Source organism: Ferrigenium kumadai (assembly GCF_018324385.1).
Taxonomy (GTDB): Bacteria; Pseudomonadota; Gammaproteobacteria; order Burkholderiales; family Gallionellaceae; genus Gallionella; species Gallionella kumadai.
The window spans coordinates 1,923,928-1,940,649 of sequence record NZ_AP019536.1; the positions used below are offsets into that span (position 1 = coordinate 1,923,928).

A 16,722-nucleotide genomic window follows, 5' to 3' on the forward strand; every position below is an offset into this window, starting at 1 on the left:
ATTAAAACCTCCGCGAATAGTAAGGCATGTCATAGGGCGTGCCCTTTTCCAGCGAGGCATATTCGGCCCCGTCCAGTTTCGCATCGCCGGCTATCGGCGTCGCGTAGACATACTCCTTGAACGGGCCGTGACCGATCCGGCGCACCGTGTCGATGAAACGCTCGTCGGCATGGCGCTCGCGCACGTACACCTCGAGCAAACGGGCGACCACCTCGGGCATTTGCGAGAAGGCGAACGAGCTTCCGATCACTTTCCCCACCCCGGCGGAATTGCCCTGCGATCCGCCTATCGACACCTGGTACCAGTCTTCGCCGTCCTTATCCACACCCAGGATGCCGATATGCCCGATATGGTGATGCCCGCAGGCATTGATACAGCCCGAAATGTTCAACTCGATGTCGCCGATGTCGTGCTGGAAGTCTATATTATCGAAACGCTCGGCAATCGCCTTCGCTAACGAGATGGACCGCGCGTTTGCCAGCGTGCAGAAATCGCTGCCCGGGCAGCAGATGACATCGTTCAGCAGCCCGATATTGGGTGTCGCCATGCCCATCGCATCGGCGGCTTTCCATAACGCGACCAGATCGGATTGTCTGACATCCGCCAGCACCAGGTTCTGCATGTGCGTGATGCGCAACTCGCCGAAGCTGAAACGATCGGCCAGCTCCGCCGCGGCGTCCATCTGTTCTGCCGTCGCATCCCCCGGCGCAATGCCGGTCTTCTTCAGCGACAAAACCACTGCCGCGTAGCCCGGCACTTTGTGCGGCTTGATGTTGCGCTGCAGCCAATTGGCGAAGGCCTTGTTGTCGCGTTGCAACGCCTCCACAGCCGAATCGCCTTCCGGCAATTGCTCGTAAGCCGGCACGGTAAAGCAAGCAGAGACACGATTCAACTCCGCCTCGGTGATGGTGCAGGGACCGTTTTTGGTGAACTGCCAGTCGGCTTCGACCTGGCGTTTGAATTCCTCGATGCCGAGCGCCTTCACCAGTATCTTGATGCGTGCCTTGTAGATATTGTCGCGGCGACCGTGTTCGTTATACACGCGCACGATGGATTCCAGGTACGTGATGGCGTGCTGCCAGGGCACGAAGTCGCATATCTCGGTACCGACGATGGGCGTGCGCCCAAGGCCGCCGCCGACCAGCACTCGGAAACCGACCTCGCCCTGCGCGTTCTTCACCACCGACAGGCCGATGTCGTGCACCGCGATCGCGGCACGGTCGTGCTCGGCCCCGCTGATCGCAAACTTGAACTTGCGCGGCAGGTAGCCAAACTCGGGATGGAAGGTGCTCCACTGGCGCAGTATCTCGGCGTAAGGGCGCGGATCGACGATCTCGTCGCGCGCCACGCCCGCGAATTCATCGCAGGTGATATTGCGGATGCAATTGCCGGAAGTCTGATTGGCGTGCATTTCCACCGTCGCCAGGTCGGCCAGCGCCTCCGGCGCATCCTGCAGCTTGAACCAGTTGAACTGGATGTTCTGGCGCGTGGTGAAATGCCCATAACCGCGATCGTACTTGCGCGCGATGGATGCAAACATGCGCATCTGCGCGGCGCTTATCAGGCCGTACGGCACGGCGACGCGCAGCATGTAGGCATGAATCTGCATATACAGACCGTTCTGCAGGCGCAGGATGCGGAACTCGTCCTCCTTCAGCTCACCCGACAAGCGCCTGCGCACCTGGTCGCGAAACTGCGCGACGCGCTCGGCGGTGATCTGGTGATCGAATTGATCGTAACGATACATTTAGTTTTCCCCGTCAGGATAACGCTTGGACACGGGCAATAGCAGCGCGGCATCGAGCGGGAACTTCGCGCCATACATCAGGATATGCTCCACATCTGCATCCTCATCGTGGCGCAAAGCCGCGCCGATATATGCATGTTCGCCGGTCTGGCCGACCACCACACCGATGCGGCCGCCGCATCCGTTGAACCAGCTGACTTGCTTGGGTTTGTTCGGTTTGTTCGCACTCATGTTTTTCCCCTTACTTGTAGAACACCATCTTGAGGCCGATGATCAGCAACATGGTTGCCAGGATCGGACGCAGTACCTTTTCAGGCACTTTCGCACTCAGATGACTGCCGATATATATCCCGGGCAGCGAACCCAGCAGCAGGCTGACCAGTAGCACCAGATCCACCGTACCCAGCGCCAGGTGCCCCATCCCCGCGATCGCGGTCAGCGGAACGGCATGCACGATATCCGTGCCCACCACCTTCACTGCCGACATGCGCGGATACAGGAACAGCAAGGCCACCGTCCCCAGCACGCCCGCCCCCACCGAGGAGATCGTCACCAGGGTGCCGACCACTGCGCCGGTGGTGATCGTCGCCGCGGGCAGGTAGCGATGGTGCAGCTCATACACCGTGCCGTCCGCGCGTCGAGCCAACTTCTTGATCTGATCCTTCAGCAGCAGGGCTGCTGCCGTCAGCAAGAGCGCTACGCTCAACACGCCGGTCACCAGGCCGCGCAAGGTCTTCTCGTCCAGCACCAGATACTTCAACAGCGCGATGGTGACGACCGCTGCCGGCAGACTACCCATGCCGAGCAGGCCCACCACCTTCCAGTCCACCGAGCCGTTACGCCCGTGCACCCAGCCGCCCAGCGTCTTGGTCAGCGAAGCATACAGCAGGTCGGTGCCGACCGCGGTCGCGGGAGACACGCCGAACATCAGCACCAGCAGCGGGGTCATCAACGACCCGCCGCCTACCCCCGTGACCCCGACGATCAGCCCGACCAGAAAGCCGGACAGCGTGTACATCCAGTCCATATTTGCCTCTTTATAAGTTACGGCGCGCATTCTAGTCGGGCGCAGTTATATTCCTAAATGGTTTTATGTTAGGATTTTATAACCTATCGTTATGAAGGAAATTCATATGAACCTGCAGCAACTGCGTTACCTGCGCGAAATCGAGCGGCAGGGGCTGAACATCTCCGATGCGGCTGCATCGCTGTATACCTCGCAGCCCGGTATCAGCAAGCAGATCAAGCTGCTGGAGGAAGAACTGGGTATCGACGTCTTCGTGCGCAGCGGCAAACGCATCGTCGCCATTACCGAACCCGGCAAGACCATCCTGGGCATCGCCCAGCGCATCCTGCAAGAAGCCGACAACCTTAAACAGGTCGGCCAGGAATATCAGGAACAGGACAGCGGCCACCTGGTCCTTGCCACCACCCACACCCAGGCGCGCTACGCCCTGCCGCCGGTGGTCAAGCAGTTCATCAAGCGCTACCCCAAGGTGAAGCTCGGCCTGCACCAGGGCAACCCGACGCAGATCGCCGAACAGGTGCTGAACGGCGAGGCCGACGTCGCCATCGCCACCGAAAGCCTGTCGCTCTACGACGAGCTCGTCACCCTGCCGTGCTACGAATGGCACCACTGCGTGGTGGTCCCGCCCAAACACCCGCTGGCAGAGGAAAAACGGCTGACGCTGGCGAAGATCGCGCAATACCCCATCATCACCTACGACTTCGCCTTCAGCGGGCGCGGCAAGATCGACGAAGCCTTCGCGAAGGCCGACATCGAGCCCAACATCGCACTCACCGCGATCGATGCCGACGTGATCAAGACCTATGTGGAACTGGGGCTGGGTATCGGCATCCTGGCCGAGATCGCCTTCATCCCCGAGCGCGACCGCCACCTGCGCAAGCTCGATGCCAAGCACCTGTTCAAGGCCAACACCACGCGCATCGCCATCCGCAAGAACGAATACCTGCGCGGCTACACCTACGACTTCATCGAGCTGTTCGCCCCGCACCTGACGCGCGACGTGGTGGCGAAAGCCATGCACATCAAACTTTGAGGAATAAATGAACGAAACCTTACGCACCCAGCAAGCCCACCGCAGCATCCGCAGCTACAAGACCGACACGGTCAGCGACGAGATGCTGGCCCAGATCATCGCCGCGGCACACCGGGCGCCGACCTCGATGAACGCGCAGGAGATATCGCTGGTGGTGGTGCGCGATGCGGAGAGGCGCGCGCGTATCGCGGAACTCGCCGGCGGGCAGGCATGGGTCGAGCAGGCGCCGGTATTCATCGCGATCGTGATCGACTTCCACAAGACCGACATCGGCGTGCGCAAGGCGGGCCAGACGCAGATCATCCACGAGAGCATGGAAGGCTTCGGCGTGGCCGCCGTGGATGCGGGAATCGTGCTCGGCACGCTGATCACCGCCGCCGAGTCGCTGGGCCTGGGCGTCGTGCCCATCGGCGGCATCCGCCGCAACCCGCAGGGCATGATCGATCTGCTGGGCCTGCCGCCCCTCACCTTCCCGCTGGTCGGCCTCACTATCGGCCACATCAAGGACGACATGCCGCTCAAGCCCCGCATGGACATCGGGACCTTCCGCCACGACGAACGCTACGACGCCTCCGGCTATCCCGCCGCCATCGACGCCTACGACCAGACCATCATGGAGTACTGGAACAAGCTGGAACGCAGCGATGGGATGACCTGGTCGGCCACCCTGGCGAGCCGCCTGCACACTATCTATTTCCCGCAAGTCAAACCCGTCGCTGCGATGCAAGGGTTGCTGAACGACAAGTAGCCTCCGCGCCACTCGCACTGCGTACTTTTGCCCATTGTGCGGTCCGGATATGGGGAAAATAATGCGCCCAGGCATCCTGACAATTCCCGGAGGCGCAAATGGTGGACATATATAGCTTGCTGGCAGAACAACGCATCAAGGAATACGACTTGCGCTTGAAGCACCTCGACGAGGTGTTGGAGCATGCCGAAAAGAAACTGGCCCAAAGTCCCGCGGAAGCCGAAGCCAGCGCGCAACTGCAGAAGCTGAAGGAAAACCGCGACAGGCTAGCGTGCTGGCTCGATGAAACCAAGTGCAAGCCTCCCGAGAACTGGCGGGAGGACGAACTCAGGAAGGCGGGCCCGATGGCGATCTGGGACGCCATCGCCCAGCAGGTGGACAGGCTGGTGGAACGCCTCGAGCGCTAGCAGCCTGTGCTGTATCTCAGTTCGCCCCGCGCTTCGCGAAATCCTTGAGCCGGAAGCCCAACACGAACAGCACGGCGAAATAGACCAGCACACCGCCCACCACCAGCGCAGACAGATGCAGGATGCGCGCCCAACCATGCGCCTCCAGCCAATGCTGTTCGCTGCCCTTCCCGAACCACAGCGCCAGTCCCAGCGCAAGCAAGGCGAGCGCCACCTTGAGGAAGAACTTGACCCAGCCCGGCTCCGGCCGGTAGATGCCGCGCTTGCGCAGGAAATGGAACAGGATGGCAGAGTTGAGGCAGGCGCCGAGGCCGATGGAGAGCGCCAGCCCGGCGTGCTGTATCCAGCCGATGAACAGCGCGTTCATCGCCTGCGTAGCCAGCAGCGTGACAATGCCGATCTTCACCGGGGTCCTGATGTCCTGCTTGGCATAGAAACCCGGCGCGAGGATCTTCACCAGAATCAACCCGATCAGCCCTACGCTGTATCCCACCAGTGCGTTGCGCGACATCAGGACGTCGTGCGAGCTGAATTCCCCGTGCTGGAAAAAGGTCGCCAGCAGCGGCACGGCGATCATGCCCAGCGCCAGCGCGGCGGGCAGTGCCAGCAGGAAGGTCAGGCGCAGCCCCCAGTCCAGCAGTTTCGAATACTCGGTCATGTCGTTGCTGGCGTGCAGCTTGGAAAGCGACGGCAACAGGATGGTGCCCAGCGCCACGCCCAGCATCCCGGTGGGGAACTCCATCAGGCGGTCGGCGTAATACAGCCAGGACACGCTGCCCGCCACCAGGAACGATGCGAAGATGGTGTTAAGGATGAGGCTGATCTGCGCGATGGACACGCCGAACACCGCCGGCCCCATCTGCCTGATGACTCGCCACATGCCCTCGTCCTTGAGGCTGAAGCGGATGCTCGGCAGCATGCCGATCTTTTTCAGGAACGGAATCTGGAATACCAGTTGCACGAATCCGGCCACGAACACCGCCCAGGCCAGCACCAGGATGGGTGGGTCAAAATACGGCGCCAGCCACAGCGCCCCGCCGATGAAACACAGGTTCAGCAACACCGGTGCAAACGCCGGCACCCAGAACTTGTTATAGGTATTGAGGATGCCCGCCGCAACCGCGACCAGTGATATAAAGAAAATGTAGGGCGAAGTGATGCGCAACAGCTGCACGGTCAGATCGAACTTCTCCACATCCTTGATGAAGCCCGGCGCACTGATATAAACGAGGATCGGCGCGGCGACGATGCCTACAAGCGTGACCAGGAACAGGATCAGCGCCAGCATGGTGGTAACGTGATCGACCAGCAACTTGGTCTCGTCGTGCCCCTTGCGGTTCCTGTATTCCCCGAAGATCGGCACGAATGCCTGAGAGAACGCCCCTTCGGCAAACAGGCGGCGCAGCAAGTTAGGCAGCTTGAACGCCACGAAGAACGCGTCCGTCGCCGCCCCCGCCCCGAATATCCGCGCGATCAGCACGTCGCGCACGAACGCGAGGATGCGCGAAAGCAAGGTCAGACTGCTGACGGTGGCGAGGGCTTTGAGGAGATTCATGCTGGTCGTGGACTGTCCGCTGTAAACGCCGCGCATCATACCATCGCCACTAGCACCGCCATGCCCCTCCTATCGGATGCTAAAACTGCCTATATATTTCGGCATATTGACCCACTTGCTGAGAGTAAGTAGTGTGCCTCTTGGCTGATCAACCGGGCAGGCAACCATGCCGCCTGATTTCCGCCGTTATACATTTACGACAAGGGAGCAATATAAAGTGAAGAAAGTGTACGTTGCAGTTGTAGCCATTTCTCTCAGCGCATGTTCGACCTATATGCCTCAGCGATATAGCATTAATGCGGATACGAATGTTGCCTTAAAAACGATCGATGCGGGGAACATCAACGTAGGCTCATTTAAAGGCCCTGCAAAATTCGACAATAGTTGCCGCGCTGCCGGCCCTATAGCTCCTCCTGATAGCCTAAGCTTTGAGGCCTATATCCAAAAAGCTCTTGCAGATGAACTAAAGGTAGCGGGCAAGTTCAACGATAGCACCCCCAAAGTCACGCTTAGTGGCACGGTTGAACAACTTGAATTTTCATCGTCCCGCGGATTGACCGGCGGCTCATGGGATATAGGACTCAAGGTAAGCTCCTCGAACGGAAAATCTACTTATATTTCCGAGCATTACGAATTCAACAGCGGTTTTGTCGCAGACACGGCTTGCAAACAGACCGCAGAAGCATACCTGCCGGCCGTTCAAAATCTGATTGGCAAACTCGTTAAAAATCCCGAGTTCAAATCGCTGGTAACCCCGTAACCTCAATAGATTAGCGCCCCAGCAACTGGATACCCAGGAGATTTGTCTTTCGGTATCCAGTTGTTTTAGCCATACCTCACCCCACTTAACCGCCTGTCCCTGAAAAAAGAATTTGCAAAACCTTGCGCCAGCTACTAGAATGCGCGCCTTTCGTCGTACCGAATTTTCAAGGAGTAGTCATGGCAAATAGCGCACAAGCCCGCAAGCGTGCACGTCAGGCAGTTAAACAGAATGCTCACAACAGCAGTCTGCGCTCGGAATTGCGCACTGCGATCAAGAAGGTGATCAAGGCTATCGAAGCCGGCGACAAGGCCGCTGCTCAAGCCGTTTACCAATCTTCGGTCAGCACCGTGGACAGCATCGCCGACAAGAAGATCATCCACAAGAACAAGGCTGCTCGACACAAGAGCCGTCTGTCTGCGGCCATCAAGGCAATGGCGTAATCGCCCCGTGGCATAAGCCACGAATGCTTTGATTCACCGCACAAGCCGACAGCAATGTCGGCTTGTTTGCTTTGTAGGGCTGTTTGGCTCAATATACGCTTCCTGTTTATGGCTGAACGGCGGACGAGTCCGCCGTCTTCTTTTTAGAGGTCTGTATGTCGCATGTAATGAACACTTACGCCCGCCAACCCGTCGCGTTCGAACGCGGGGAAGGCGCGTGGCTCTGGGATACCGAGGGCAAGCGCTATCTGGACGCGCTGTCCGGCATCGCCGTGAACACGCTGGGACATGCGCATCCGCGCCTCACCACCGCGCTCCATGCGCAGGTCAGCAAGCTGATCCACTGTTCCAATGTCTACCAGGTGCGCGAGCAGGAATGGCTCGCCGACAAGCTGTGCACCCTGTCCAACATGCAGGAAGTGTTCTTCAGCAACTCCGGCTGCGAGGCGAACGAGGCCGCGATCAAGCTGGCGCGCATGTACGGCCACAACAAGGGCATCGAGATGCCCAGCATCATCGTGATGGAGAAATCCTTCCACGGACGGACACTGGCCACCCTCTCCGCCACCGGCAACCGCAAGGTGCAGGCCGGCTTCGAGCCGCTGGTGAAGGGCTTCGTGCGCGTGCCCTACAACGACCTCGCCGCCATCGAGCTGGTCGCATCGCATAACCTCGACGTGGTCGCCGTGCTGGTTGAGCCGATCCAGGGCGAGGGCGGCATCCGCACGCCCGATGCGGCTTACCTGCAAGGCCTGCGCAAGATTTGCGACCAGCATGGCTGGCTGCTGATGCTGGACGAAGTGCAGAGCGGCATCGGCCGCACCGGCAAGTGGTTCGCCCACCAGCACACCGGCATCCTGCCGGACGTGATGACGCTGGCCAAGGGCCTAGGCTCGGGCGTGCCCATCGGCGCGTGCCTGACCGCAGGCAAGGCTGCCGGGCTGTTCAAGCCCGGCAACCACGGCTCCACCTTCGGCGGCAACCCGCTGGCCTGCACCGCAGGCCTGACCACGCTGAATGTTCTTGAAGAGGACAAGCTGCTGGCGCATGCCGAGCAGCTTGGGAAGTTCATTCGCGATGGCTTCACCGCACAACTCGCCGGCGTTGACGGCGTCAAGGCGATCCGTGGACAGGGGCTGATGATCGGCGTCGAGCTGGAAAAACCCTGCGGCGAACTGGTGGGCAAGGCGCTGGCGCAAGGCCTGCTGATCAATGTCACCGCCGACAGTGTGATCCGTCTGTTGCCGCCGCTCATCATGTCGCAAGATGAAGCACAGCAGATGCTGAACATCCTGTGCCCGCTGATCAAAGAATTCCTGCAATCCTGATAGGAAGCAATCATGGCAGCAAACGTAAAACACTTTTTGCAGTTCAAAGACTTCACCCGTGAGGAGTTCGAATACCTGTTCGAACGCACCCGCATCATCAAGGAACGCTTCAAGCGCTATGAGAAATACTGGCCGCTGGAAGACCGCACCCTAGTGATGATCTTCGAGAAGGCCAGCACGCGCACCCGCCTCTCGTTCGAGGCGGGCATGCACCAGCTCGGCGGCTCGGCCATCTACCTCAACACGCGCGACTCCCAGCTGGGGCGCGGCGAGCCGGTGGAAGACGCCGGGCAGGTGATCTCGCGCATGAGCGACATCGTGATGATCCGCACCTTCGAACAGAGCATCATCGAACGCTTCGCGGCCAACTCGCGCGTGCCGGTAATCAACGGTCTGACCAACGAATACCACCCCTGCCAGGTGCTGGCCGACATCTACACCTATATCGAGCATCGCGGCTCGATCAAAGGCAAGACCGTGGCGTGGATCGGCGACTCGAACAACATGTGCAACACCTGGCTGCAGGCCGCCGAGATCCTGGACTTCAACGTCCATGTCTCGACCCCGCCGGGCTATGAAGTCGAACCCGAACGTGCCGGCTTGTTCGGCGAAGACCACTATGAAGAATTCGCCGACCCGATGGAAGCCGCGCGCGGCGCCGACCTGGTGACCACCGACGTGTGGACCAGCATGGGCTACGAGGCCGAGAACGAGGAGCGCCTGAAGGCCTTCGCCGACTGGCAAGTGGACGGCGACATGATGCGCGTCGCCGCCAAGGACTCCGTATTCATGCACTGCCTGCCCGCGCACCGCGGCGAGGAAGTCTCCGCCGAGGTCATCGACGGCCCTCAAAGCGTCGTGTGGGACGAGGCGGAAAACAGGCTGCACGTACAAAAAGCCCTTATGGAATATTTACTGTTGGGAAAAATAAACGGCTAAGCGAAGCGATACTCGATGGGTGCAGCCTGTTTCGGCGAAGGCTAACTTGCGCAGCAAGTTGAACCGCGTAGCGGTGGCCGAAGCCAAAATCGGCCGCTATTGAAAATAGATGCACATGAAAGATTCCCTGAAGCCGGGCATACGCTACGAACATAAGTTCGTGGTTCCCCCGACCAAGACGGTGCCCGCGCTGTATCCGGAATCGCCCGAGTTCCAAGCCATGCCGGAGGTGTTCGCCACCGGTTACATGGTCGGGTTTCTGGAATGGGCATGCATCATGTGCATCAAGCCCCACCTGAACTGGCCGCAGGAGCAATCGCTGGGCACCCACATCAATGTCAGCCACGAGGCGGCCACCCCGCCGGGACTGGAAGTAACGGCGACGGTGGAAGTGACTGCGGTCGAAGGACGACGCGTCACCTTCGCCGTCTCGGCGCACGACGGCGTGGATGTTATCGCACAAGGCACCCACGAGCGCTTCGTGGTCGACAAAGAGAGATTCGACAACAAGGTGCGCGACAAGCGCGACAGAAAACAAGCAAACTGATCTTTAATTAACGGGTATCAATCATGAGCGACATCAAAAAAGCCGTCCTGGCCTACTCCGGCGGACTCGACACCTCGGTCATCCTCAAGTGGCTGCAGGACACCTACCAATGCGAAGTGGTCACCTTCACCGCCGACCTCGGCCAGGGCGAAGAGCTGGAACCCGCACGCCAGAAGGCACTGAAGTTCGGCATCGCGCCGGAAAGCATCTTCATCGATGACCTGCGCGAGGAATTCGTTCGCGACTTCGTGTTCCCGATGTTCCGCGCCAACACCGTTTACGAAGGCGAATACCTGCTCGGCACCTCGATCGCGCGTCCGCTGATCGCAAAGCGCCTGATCGAGATCGCCACCATGACCGGCGCACAGGCCATCTCGCACGGTGCGACCGGCAAGGGCAACGACCAGGTGCGCTTCGAGCTGGGCGCATACGCGCTGAACCCGAACATCAAGATCATCGCGCCGTGGCGCGAGTGGGATCTGCTCTCCCGCGAGAAGCTGCTGGCCTATGCCGAGAAGCACGGCATCCCCATCGAGATGAAGCACAAGCAAGGCGGCTCCCCCTACTCCATGGACGCGAACCTGCTGCACATCTCCTATGAAGGCCGCCATCTGGAAGACCCAGCCGCCGAGGCAGAAGAGTCAATGTGGCGCTGGACCGTGTCGCCGGAGAAGGCACCGGATGCTGCCGAATATCTGGACATCGAATTCGAGCGCGGCGACATCGTCGGGTTGAACGGCACGAAGATGTCGCCCGCACAGATCCTGACCAAGCTGAACGAGCTGGGCGGCAAGCACGGCGTCGGCCGCCTCGACCTGGTCGAGAACCGCTACGTCGGCATGAAGTCGCGCGGCTGTTACGAAACCCCCGGCGGCACCATCATCCTCAAGGCGCACCGTGCCATCGAATCCATCACCCTGGATCGCGAAGTCGCCCACCTGAAGGACGACCTGATGCCGCGCTACGCCAGCATGATCTACAACGGCTACTGGTGGAGCCCGGAACGCCGCGCGATCCAGACCCTGATCGACCACACGCAACAGACCGTCAACGGCTGGGTGCGCGTCAAACTGTACAAGGGCAACGTGATCGTCGTCGGCCGCGACTCCAAGACCGATTCGCTGTTCGACCCGACCATCGCCACTTTCGAGGACGACAAGGGCGCGTACGACCAGAAGGACGCGGGCGGCTTCATCAAGCTGAACGCGCTGCGCATGCGCATCGCCGCCAATCTCAAGAATCGCAAATAAGAGGAAATATCAACATGTCGGACAAATTCGATAACGTCAGCGTGGGCAAAAAGGCCAACGTATTCTTCGACGGCAAGTGCGTGTCGCACTCGGTGTTCTTCCCGGACGGCTCGCGCAAGACCGTGGGCGTCATCCTGCCGGGCAGCCAACTTACCTTCAACGTCGGCGCGCCAGAACTGATGGAAATCACCAGCGGCACCTGCGACGTGAAGATCGCAGGTGAAGCAGCGTTCAAGACCTACACCGCGGGCACCAGCTTCAAGGTTGCGGAGAACGGTAGTTTCGACATCCATGCAAAGGATGAGGTGAACTACGTTTGCAGTTTTGGTTGATACTGACCTGAGACGGTAAGTATCAACCGCAACGCACCGCTTCGCGGTGCGTTGCGGTTAACCCAGTAAGGAGATTCGTTATGCCATCTTTCGACATCGTTTCCGAAGTAGAAAAGACAGAAGTCAAGAACGCGGTCGAGCAGACCAACAAGGAAGTCAGCACGCGCTTCGACTTCAAGGGTAGCGACGCTCGCGTCGAACAGGCCGAACTGGTGCTGACCGTCCATGCCGACAATGAATTCCAGCTCGACCAGGTGCAGGACATCCTGAACGGCAAGCTGACCAAGCGCGGCGTGGACATCAAGTGCCTGGAGATCAGCGACAAGGTCGAGAAGGTCAGCGGCAACAAGGTCAAGCGCAGCTGCACCGTGAAGGTGGGCGTGGAGATCGAGCTAGCGAAGAAGATCGTCAAGCTCATCAAGGACAGCAAGATGAAAGTGCAGGCCAGCATCCAGGGCGACACAGTGCGCGTAACCGGCAAGAACCGAGACGACCTGCAGGCCGCAATCGCCTTCATCAAGAAATCCATCACCGACTTCCCGCTGCAGTACCAGAACTTCCGCGACTAACCACCCCACAGGAGGGCAGGCCATGTTTGAGAACGTTGCTGCAAGTCTTCGCCGCGTTACCATTCCCGCCGCTGTCCTCCTCTGCAGCCTGAACTGCACGGCGCACGCCGCCGACGCGACACCCTCCTATCCCATGATGGTGCTCGACGACGTCAAGCATGTCGTCACCGCCCCGGCGCGCTGGGAGAAAGACGACTGGCAGGACTTCGGCCTCGCCACCCTCGCCGTGGTCGGTACTGCCGCCATCGTCGATCGCCCGCTACGCAGGGAGATGCTCCGCCGTCGTGGCAACAACCGCTTCATGCGCGACGTAGAGCGCTTTGGTGCGGAATATTCGCTGGGCGTGCTGGGCGGCTTCTACGTCGCGGGCGCGTTGATGGAAAACGACAAGGCCCTCAATGTCGCACAGGACGGTCTCGCCGCCAGCATCATCGCCAGCGGCATCGTCACCCCTGTGCTGAAATTCGCCACAGGCCGCAGCCGCCCCAACCAGAACCAGGGTTACACCAACTTCCGCCCGTTCAGCGGCGCTGCATCCTTCCCGTCTGGGCATACCACACAGGCCTTCGCCGTGGCCTCTGTCGTCGCTGCCCACTATGACGAAACCTGGGTCAAGTGCACTTCGTACTCCATCGCCGGGCTGGCCGGTCTGGCCCGCACTTACCACGACGCCCACTTCGCCTCGGACGTGCTGGCCGGCGCGCTGATCGGCACACTGGTCGGCCAGAGCGTCGTCGCCCACAACCAGACCCTGCGTTCGGGCAAGCTGGTGCTGCTGCCCGAGATTGCGCCGGGCATGGTTGGCGTGCGCGTAGCCGGCAACTTCTAACACTTCCCCGAACAAGACGGCTTAGGTATTTTGCCCATTGCCGCTGCAATACGCCTGGGCGACAATGCGGGCCCACAACTCTTTCTATCCGGAGGCCGATCATGCAACGTATCACCGTGCAAATGAACCACATGCTGGCCCTTCTGTTCGCCGGGATGCTTGCGGCCGGCCCCGCGCTTGCCGACAAGCCGGAATGGGCTGGAGGAGGCAAATCGGGAAAGCAGGAACAACAACGCGAAGGCGATCAGGGACACGACAAGGGAGATAAACGGCGCGATGGGAGCGGGCATTTCGACGACCATCAGCGCACGCTCGCCCATGACTACTTCGCCGGGCAATTCCGACAAGGCCGCTGTCCACCCGGCCTCGCCAAAAAACACAACGGCTGCATGCCGCCCGGACAGGCAAAAAAATGGTCGATGGGCAGGCCGCTGCCGCGCGGCGTAATTTTCTACGACCTGCCACCCCGGCTCGCGAGGGAGCTCGGAGAGCCGCCCGCAGGACACCGCTATGTGCGCGTGGCGAGCGACATCCTTCTGATCACGATAGGGACCGCGATGGTGGTGGACGCGATCGAAGACCTGGGACGCATGTAAGCATGGAGCATGAAGACACGGCCGCAACGAAGGGAGCGGCCAACAGCATCGACGCCCACATCGAATTCAGTTTCAAAGGGGAGACCTACTCGCTGACATCCACGCTGGACCTCGACCGGATGCTGGACAAGTACATCGAACCGCCATCGCTGCATCACGTGCTCGCGGTCGAGCACGGCATCAGTACCTATTCCTACCTCTACGAGGTGATGGAGGTAGAGGAAATCGAGTTCGACAATCCCAAGGGCCTCGCCGTGCAGTTCCTGCATGACGGCGTGTTCGATCTGGAAGGCTTTGCCGCGCAGCGGGGGGACAGCCAGATGCTCGACTCGCTGCAGGCCATCGCATTGCGCGAAATGGGCATCGAGAACCTCGAGCAGCATCCGAAACTCAAGAGCGCATTGATCCAGGCATACCAACTCGGAATGGAAGCATGAAAACCGCACTGATACTTTTTGCCGACGGCAGCGAAGAGCTCGAAGCCGTCACCGTCATCAACCTGCTGCGCCGCGGCGGCGTGACTGTCGTCTTCGCGGGATTGCACGAAGGCCCGCTGCGCGGCAGCCGCGGCACGGTGCTGGTGCCCGACACCACGCTGGACGATGTGCTGGACCATGACTACGACATGGTCGTGCTGCCCGGCGGCCAGCCCGGAACCAACAACCTCAAGACCGACGCGCGCGTGCTCAAGCTGGTGCGCCGAATGCACGAGGCGGACAAATACGTCACCGCGATCTGCGCCGCCCCCTCGGTACTCGCCACCGCCGGCCTGCTCGACGGCAAGCACGCCACCAGCTTCCCCGGCTCGCTCGATCCCTTCCCGAAAGTCCTGCGCGAGCCGCTGGCCGTAGTGGAAGACGGCAAGCTCATCACCTCGCGCGGGCCGGGCACGGCGATGGATTTCGCCCTGACATTGGTAGAGCGGCTCGTTGGTCACGCCAAGCGGATGGAAGTCGAGGACGGATTGGTGCGATAAGTGCGAGTGGAGTCATCCGTTCGCCCTGATGAAACTACTAGCCATTCGACTAGGCCGTTAAAAAACAACGGCCAAGTCGCTGGTTATCACCACGAACGGATTAAATCATTCCTTTCCTGATATCAACGCCTTGTTCACAAAACTCCCGCCCGCCGTCACCGCCCTGTTGCTGCAATTCGCCGCCTTCGCGCTCGCCGTCTTGAGCTTGCGCGTTGCGGGCCAGCAAGTCTCGGCACTGACCTTCGCCCTGCTGTGCGGCGCCTATGCCGCAGCCTTCAGTTACTTCGCCGGGCTGGCGAGCTGGTGGCTGACGATCCAGTTCGCCTTCGTCCCCGCGCTGGTGCTGATGCTCGCGTTCGACATCCCGTCCGGCTTCTTTCTCGCGGCCTTCCTCGTCCTGCTGGCGGTGTACTGGAGCACATTCCGTACCCAGGTACCGCTGTACCTTTCGAGCAACAAGGTGTGGCAGGCGCTGGAGGATTTACTGCCGCAGCAGAAACCCGGTGCAGACTTACGTTTCGTCGACCTCGGCTCCGGCCTCGGAGGCGTGCTAACCCACCTCGCAAGCGTCCGTCCGGACGGCCAATACACCGGCGTGGAATCCGCCCCCCTGCCCTTCCTGTGGAGCTGGCTGCGCATCAGGCTCGGCGGCCATAGCAACTGCAAAGTGCATTGGGGCAGTATCTGGGATGACAAGCTGGGGGCCTGCGACCTGTCGCAATACGATGTGGTGTTCGCCTATCTCTCCCCCGTGCCGATGGAACGCCTGTGGCACAAGGCCCGCGCCGAAATGCGCCCCGGCAGCGTGTTCGTCAGCAGCACCTTCGCCGTGCCGGAACAATCGCCGCACGAGACCGTGCAGGTGGACGACCTGCACCGGTCCACACTGCTGGTGTGGCGCATGTAATTCACATGGGAGTAGACAAATGCTGAGCGAAGATGAACGGAAAGCCACGCTGGACGCCATCGAGAGAGTCCGTCAGAGCGCGGTCAACCACCTCAGCTCTAACCGGGGTGCGTCGTTCGCAGTCGACTTTGTCGCGAACCTTCACCGCTCCGTGGACAAGATCACACAGCAGGCGGGAGATCATGGCCAAAAGACGGAATGCAAAGCCGGTTGCGCGTGCTGTTGCAGCGTCCGCGTCGAGGCGAGCGAACCCGAGATCTTCCGCATCGCACGCGAGGTGAGGAAGCGCCCGCCCGCGCAAGTCGCTGCCCTGATCGAACGCCTGCAAGGCTTTGTGGCCGCAGCCGCTGCCGACGACGCCCCCTCACGCCGTGACTGCACTTTCCTCGAGGAGCAGCTCTGCTCGATCTACGAGGTCCGCCCTGCCGTATGCAGGAGGGCGCACTCCCTTTCCTCGGAACGCTGCCAAAGCTTCGCCCCCGAGATCCCGCAAAATCTGGGGATGCTCCTGGGTGTCAATGCCCTCATGCATGGAACATCCAAGGCATACCGCGAGATCGGGCTTCGTTCATCGTCTCATGAACTGAACAGTGCCGTCCTGCTGGCGCTGACCGACGAGACCACCGAGGCAAGATGGCACGAGGGCGAATCCGTATTCCCCAAAGACTGAGCCCCAGCCTACATACTTCCCCTCGTTGGTAGTCCCTCTTGGCGGGACTACAATCCCCC

At 60.5% G+C, this 16,722-nt stretch carries 21 protein-coding genes; 17 read left to right on the forward strand and 4 right to left on the reverse strand.

Annotated features, from left to right (window positions below; translation table 11 throughout):
* Window position 1: 1 nt before the first annotated feature.
* Genes FGKAn22_RS09205 through FGKAn22_RS09215 form a run of 3 tightly spaced genes read right to left on the reverse strand, consistent with a single transcriptional unit; the run spans window position 2 to window position 2,774 of the window.
* Complete coding sequence (locus tag FGKAn22_RS09205; protein ID WP_212785353.1) at window positions 2-1,747, reverse strand: nitrite/sulfite reductase; 1,746 nt, start codon at window positions 1,745-1,747, stop codon at window positions 2-4.
* Window positions 1,748-1,978: a hypothetical protein gene (locus FGKAn22_RS09210; protein WP_212785354.1), complete on the reverse strand. Its 231-nt coding sequence runs from the start codon at window positions 1,976-1,978 to the stop codon at window positions 1,748-1,750. It abuts the gene before it with no gap.
* Between the two features lie 10 nt (window positions 1,979-1,988).
* Window positions 1,989-2,774 (reverse strand): sulfite exporter TauE/SafE family protein, encoded by a 786-nt coding sequence (locus tag FGKAn22_RS09215; RefSeq protein ID WP_212785355.1) that lies wholly within the window; start codon window positions 2,772-2,774, stop codon window positions 1,989-1,991.
* 106 nt (window positions 2,775-2,880) lie between these two features.
* Here FGKAn22_RS09215 and cysB point away from each other — a divergent pair, with 106 nt between their 5' ends.
* The 3 genes from cysB (at window position 2,881) to FGKAn22_RS09230 (ending at window position 4,962) form a co-directional block, all read left to right on the forward strand.
* Window positions 2,881-3,807: an HTH-type transcriptional regulator CysB gene (gene cysB, locus FGKAn22_RS09220; RefSeq protein WP_212785356.1), complete on the forward strand. Its 927-nt coding sequence runs from the start codon at window positions 2,881-2,883 to the stop codon at window positions 3,805-3,807.
* Between the two features lie 7 nt (window positions 3,808-3,814).
* Window positions 3,815-4,555: an NADPH-dependent oxidoreductase gene (locus tag FGKAn22_RS09225; RefSeq protein WP_212785357.1), complete on the forward strand. Its 741-nt coding sequence runs from the start codon at window positions 3,815-3,817 to the stop codon at window positions 4,553-4,555.
* Between the two features lie 98 nt (window positions 4,556-4,653).
* Window positions 4,654-4,962, forward strand: a complete 309-nt coding sequence (locus FGKAn22_RS09230; RefSeq protein ID WP_212785358.1) for a hypothetical protein — start codon at window positions 4,654-4,656, stop codon at window positions 4,960-4,962.
* 16 nt (window positions 4,963-4,978) lie between these two features.
* Here FGKAn22_RS09230 and murJ read toward each other — a convergent pair whose 3' ends face one another.
* The gene (murJ, locus tag FGKAn22_RS09235; protein WP_212785359.1) at window positions 4,979-6,517 is read right to left on the reverse strand and encodes a murein biosynthesis integral membrane protein MurJ; all 1,539 of its coding nucleotides are present in this window, start codon (window positions 6,515-6,517) and stop codon (window positions 4,979-4,981) included.
* 166 nt (window positions 6,518-6,683) lie between these two features.
* Between murJ and FGKAn22_RS09240 the strand changes: the two genes are divergently transcribed.
* The 14 genes from FGKAn22_RS09240 to FGKAn22_RS09305 all read left to right on the forward strand — a co-directional run bounded on the left by FGKAn22_RS09240 (window position 6,684) and on the right by FGKAn22_RS09305 (window position 16,663).
* Window positions 6,684-7,277 (forward strand): hypothetical protein, encoded by a 594-nt coding sequence (locus FGKAn22_RS09240; RefSeq protein ID WP_212785360.1) that lies wholly within the window; start codon window positions 6,684-6,686, stop codon window positions 7,275-7,277.
* Window positions 7,278-7,456: 179 nt separating this feature from the next.
* The gene (gene rpsT / locus FGKAn22_RS09245) at window positions 7,457-7,720 is read left to right on the forward strand and encodes a 30S ribosomal protein S20 (RefSeq protein WP_212785361.1); all 264 of its coding nucleotides are present in this window, start codon (window positions 7,457-7,459) and stop codon (window positions 7,718-7,720) included.
* Between the two features lie 155 nt (window positions 7,721-7,875).
* Window positions 7,876-9,048: an acetylornithine transaminase gene (locus tag FGKAn22_RS09250; protein ID WP_212785362.1), complete on the forward strand. Its 1,173-nt coding sequence runs from the start codon at window positions 7,876-7,878 to the stop codon at window positions 9,046-9,048.
* A gap of 12 nt (window positions 9,049-9,060) precedes the next feature.
* Window positions 9,061-9,987 carry an ornithine carbamoyltransferase gene (gene argF, locus FGKAn22_RS09255; protein ID WP_212785363.1) on the forward strand — a complete coding sequence of 309 codons (927 nt, stop codon included), beginning with the start codon at window positions 9,061-9,063 and terminating at the stop codon, window positions 9,985-9,987.
* Window positions 9,988-10,102: 115 nt separating this feature from the next.
* Complete coding sequence (locus FGKAn22_RS09260; protein WP_212785364.1) at window positions 10,103-10,534, forward strand: thioesterase family protein; 432 nt, start codon at window positions 10,103-10,105, stop codon at window positions 10,532-10,534.
* 23 nt (window positions 10,535-10,557) lie between these two features.
* Entirely contained in the window at window positions 10,558-11,784 is a 1,227-nt protein-coding gene (locus tag FGKAn22_RS09265) for an argininosuccinate synthase (RefSeq protein WP_212785365.1), read from the forward strand.
* Between the two features lie 14 nt (window positions 11,785-11,798).
* A complete protein-coding gene (ppnP, locus tag FGKAn22_RS09270; protein WP_212785366.1) occupies window positions 11,799-12,116 on the forward strand; it encodes a pyrimidine/purine nucleoside phosphorylase in 318 nt (105 codons plus the stop codon).
* A gap of 80 nt (window positions 12,117-12,196) precedes the next feature.
* A complete protein-coding gene (locus tag FGKAn22_RS09275) occupies window positions 12,197-12,685 on the forward strand; it encodes a YajQ family cyclic di-GMP-binding protein (RefSeq protein ID WP_212785367.1) in 489 nt (162 codons plus the stop codon).
* Between the two features lie 22 nt (window positions 12,686-12,707).
* Entirely contained in the window at window positions 12,708-13,514 is an 807-nt protein-coding gene (locus FGKAn22_RS09280; RefSeq protein ID WP_212785368.1) for a phosphatase PAP2 family protein, read from the forward strand.
* A 101-nt stretch (window positions 13,515-13,615) separates the two neighbouring features.
* The gene (locus FGKAn22_RS09285) at window positions 13,616-14,110 is read left to right on the forward strand and encodes a hypothetical protein (RefSeq protein WP_212785369.1); all 495 of its coding nucleotides are present in this window, start codon (window positions 13,616-13,618) and stop codon (window positions 14,108-14,110) included.
* Between the two features lie 2 nt (window positions 14,111-14,112).
* Window positions 14,113-14,547: a hypothetical protein gene (locus tag FGKAn22_RS09290; RefSeq protein ID WP_212785370.1), complete on the forward strand. Its 435-nt coding sequence runs from the start codon at window positions 14,113-14,115 to the stop codon at window positions 14,545-14,547.
* On the forward strand, window positions 14,544-15,086 hold the full coding sequence (locus tag FGKAn22_RS09295) for a DJ-1 family glyoxalase III (protein WP_212785371.1): 543 nt from the start codon (window positions 14,544-14,546) through the stop codon (window positions 15,084-15,086). Before FGKAn22_RS09290 ends, FGKAn22_RS09295 begins: the two co-directional genes overlap by 4 nt.
* Before the next feature lie 130 nt (window positions 15,087-15,216).
* Window positions 15,217-15,993: a class I SAM-dependent methyltransferase gene (locus FGKAn22_RS09300; RefSeq protein WP_246487380.1), complete on the forward strand. Its 777-nt coding sequence runs from the start codon at window positions 15,217-15,219 to the stop codon at window positions 15,991-15,993.
* Between the two features lie 19 nt (window positions 15,994-16,012).
* On the forward strand, window positions 16,013-16,663 hold the full coding sequence (locus FGKAn22_RS09305) for a YkgJ family cysteine cluster protein (RefSeq protein ID WP_212785372.1): 651 nt from the start codon (window positions 16,013-16,015) through the stop codon (window positions 16,661-16,663).
* Window positions 16,664-16,722 lie beyond the last annotated feature (59 nt).

Bases quoted from the DNA above. Each gene is read 5' to 3' on its own strand.
- FGKAn22_RS09205 (WP_212785353.1), bottom strand. From the start codon at position 1,747: ATGTATCGTTACGATCAATTCGATCACCAGATCACCGCCGAGCGCGTC.
- FGKAn22_RS09210 (WP_212785354.1), bottom strand. From the start codon at position 1,978: ATGAGTGCGAACAAACCGAACAAACCCAAGCAAGTCAGCTGGTTCAAC.
- FGKAn22_RS09215 (WP_212785355.1), bottom strand. From the start codon at position 2,774: ATGGACTGGATGTACACGCTGTCCGGCTTTCTGGTCGGGCTGATCGTC.
- cysB (WP_212785356.1), top strand. From the start codon at position 2,881: ATGAACCTGCAGCAACTGCGTTACCTGCGCGAAATCGAGCGGCAGGGG.
- FGKAn22_RS09225 (WP_212785357.1), top strand. From the start codon at position 3,815: ATGAACGAAACCTTACGCACCCAGCAAGCCCACCGCAGCATCCGCAGC.
- FGKAn22_RS09230 (WP_212785358.1), top strand. From the start codon at position 4,654: ATGGTGGACATATATAGCTTGCTGGCAGAACAACGCATCAAGGAATAC.
- murJ (WP_212785359.1), bottom strand. From the start codon at position 6,517: ATGAATCTCCTCAAAGCCCTCGCCACCGTCAGCAGTCTGACCTTGCTT.
- FGKAn22_RS09240 (WP_212785360.1), top strand. From the start codon at position 6,684: ATGCCGCCTGATTTCCGCCGTTATACATTTACGACAAGGGAGCAATAT.
- rpsT (WP_212785361.1), top strand. From the start codon at position 7,457: ATGGCAAATAGCGCACAAGCCCGCAAGCGTGCACGTCAGGCAGTTAAA.
- FGKAn22_RS09250 (WP_212785362.1), top strand. From the start codon at position 7,876: ATGTCGCATGTAATGAACACTTACGCCCGCCAACCCGTCGCGTTCGAA.
- argF (WP_212785363.1), top strand. From the start codon at position 9,061: ATGGCAGCAAACGTAAAACACTTTTTGCAGTTCAAAGACTTCACCCGT.
- FGKAn22_RS09260 (WP_212785364.1), top strand. From the start codon at position 10,103: ATGAAAGATTCCCTGAAGCCGGGCATACGCTACGAACATAAGTTCGTG.
- FGKAn22_RS09265 (WP_212785365.1), top strand. From the start codon at position 10,558: ATGAGCGACATCAAAAAAGCCGTCCTGGCCTACTCCGGCGGACTCGAC.
- ppnP (WP_212785366.1), top strand. From the start codon at position 11,799: ATGTCGGACAAATTCGATAACGTCAGCGTGGGCAAAAAGGCCAACGTA.
- FGKAn22_RS09275 (WP_212785367.1), top strand. From the start codon at position 12,197: ATGCCATCTTTCGACATCGTTTCCGAAGTAGAAAAGACAGAAGTCAAG.
- FGKAn22_RS09280 (WP_212785368.1), top strand. From the start codon at position 12,708: ATGTTTGAGAACGTTGCTGCAAGTCTTCGCCGCGTTACCATTCCCGCC.
- FGKAn22_RS09285 (WP_212785369.1), top strand. From the start codon at position 13,616: ATGCAACGTATCACCGTGCAAATGAACCACATGCTGGCCCTTCTGTTC.
- FGKAn22_RS09290 (WP_212785370.1), top strand. From the start codon at position 14,113: ATGGAGCATGAAGACACGGCCGCAACGAAGGGAGCGGCCAACAGCATC.
- FGKAn22_RS09295 (WP_212785371.1), top strand. From the start codon at position 14,544: ATGAAAACCGCACTGATACTTTTTGCCGACGGCAGCGAAGAGCTCGAA.
- FGKAn22_RS09305 (WP_212785372.1), top strand. From the start codon at position 16,013: ATGCTGAGCGAAGATGAACGGAAAGCCACGCTGGACGCCATCGAGAGA.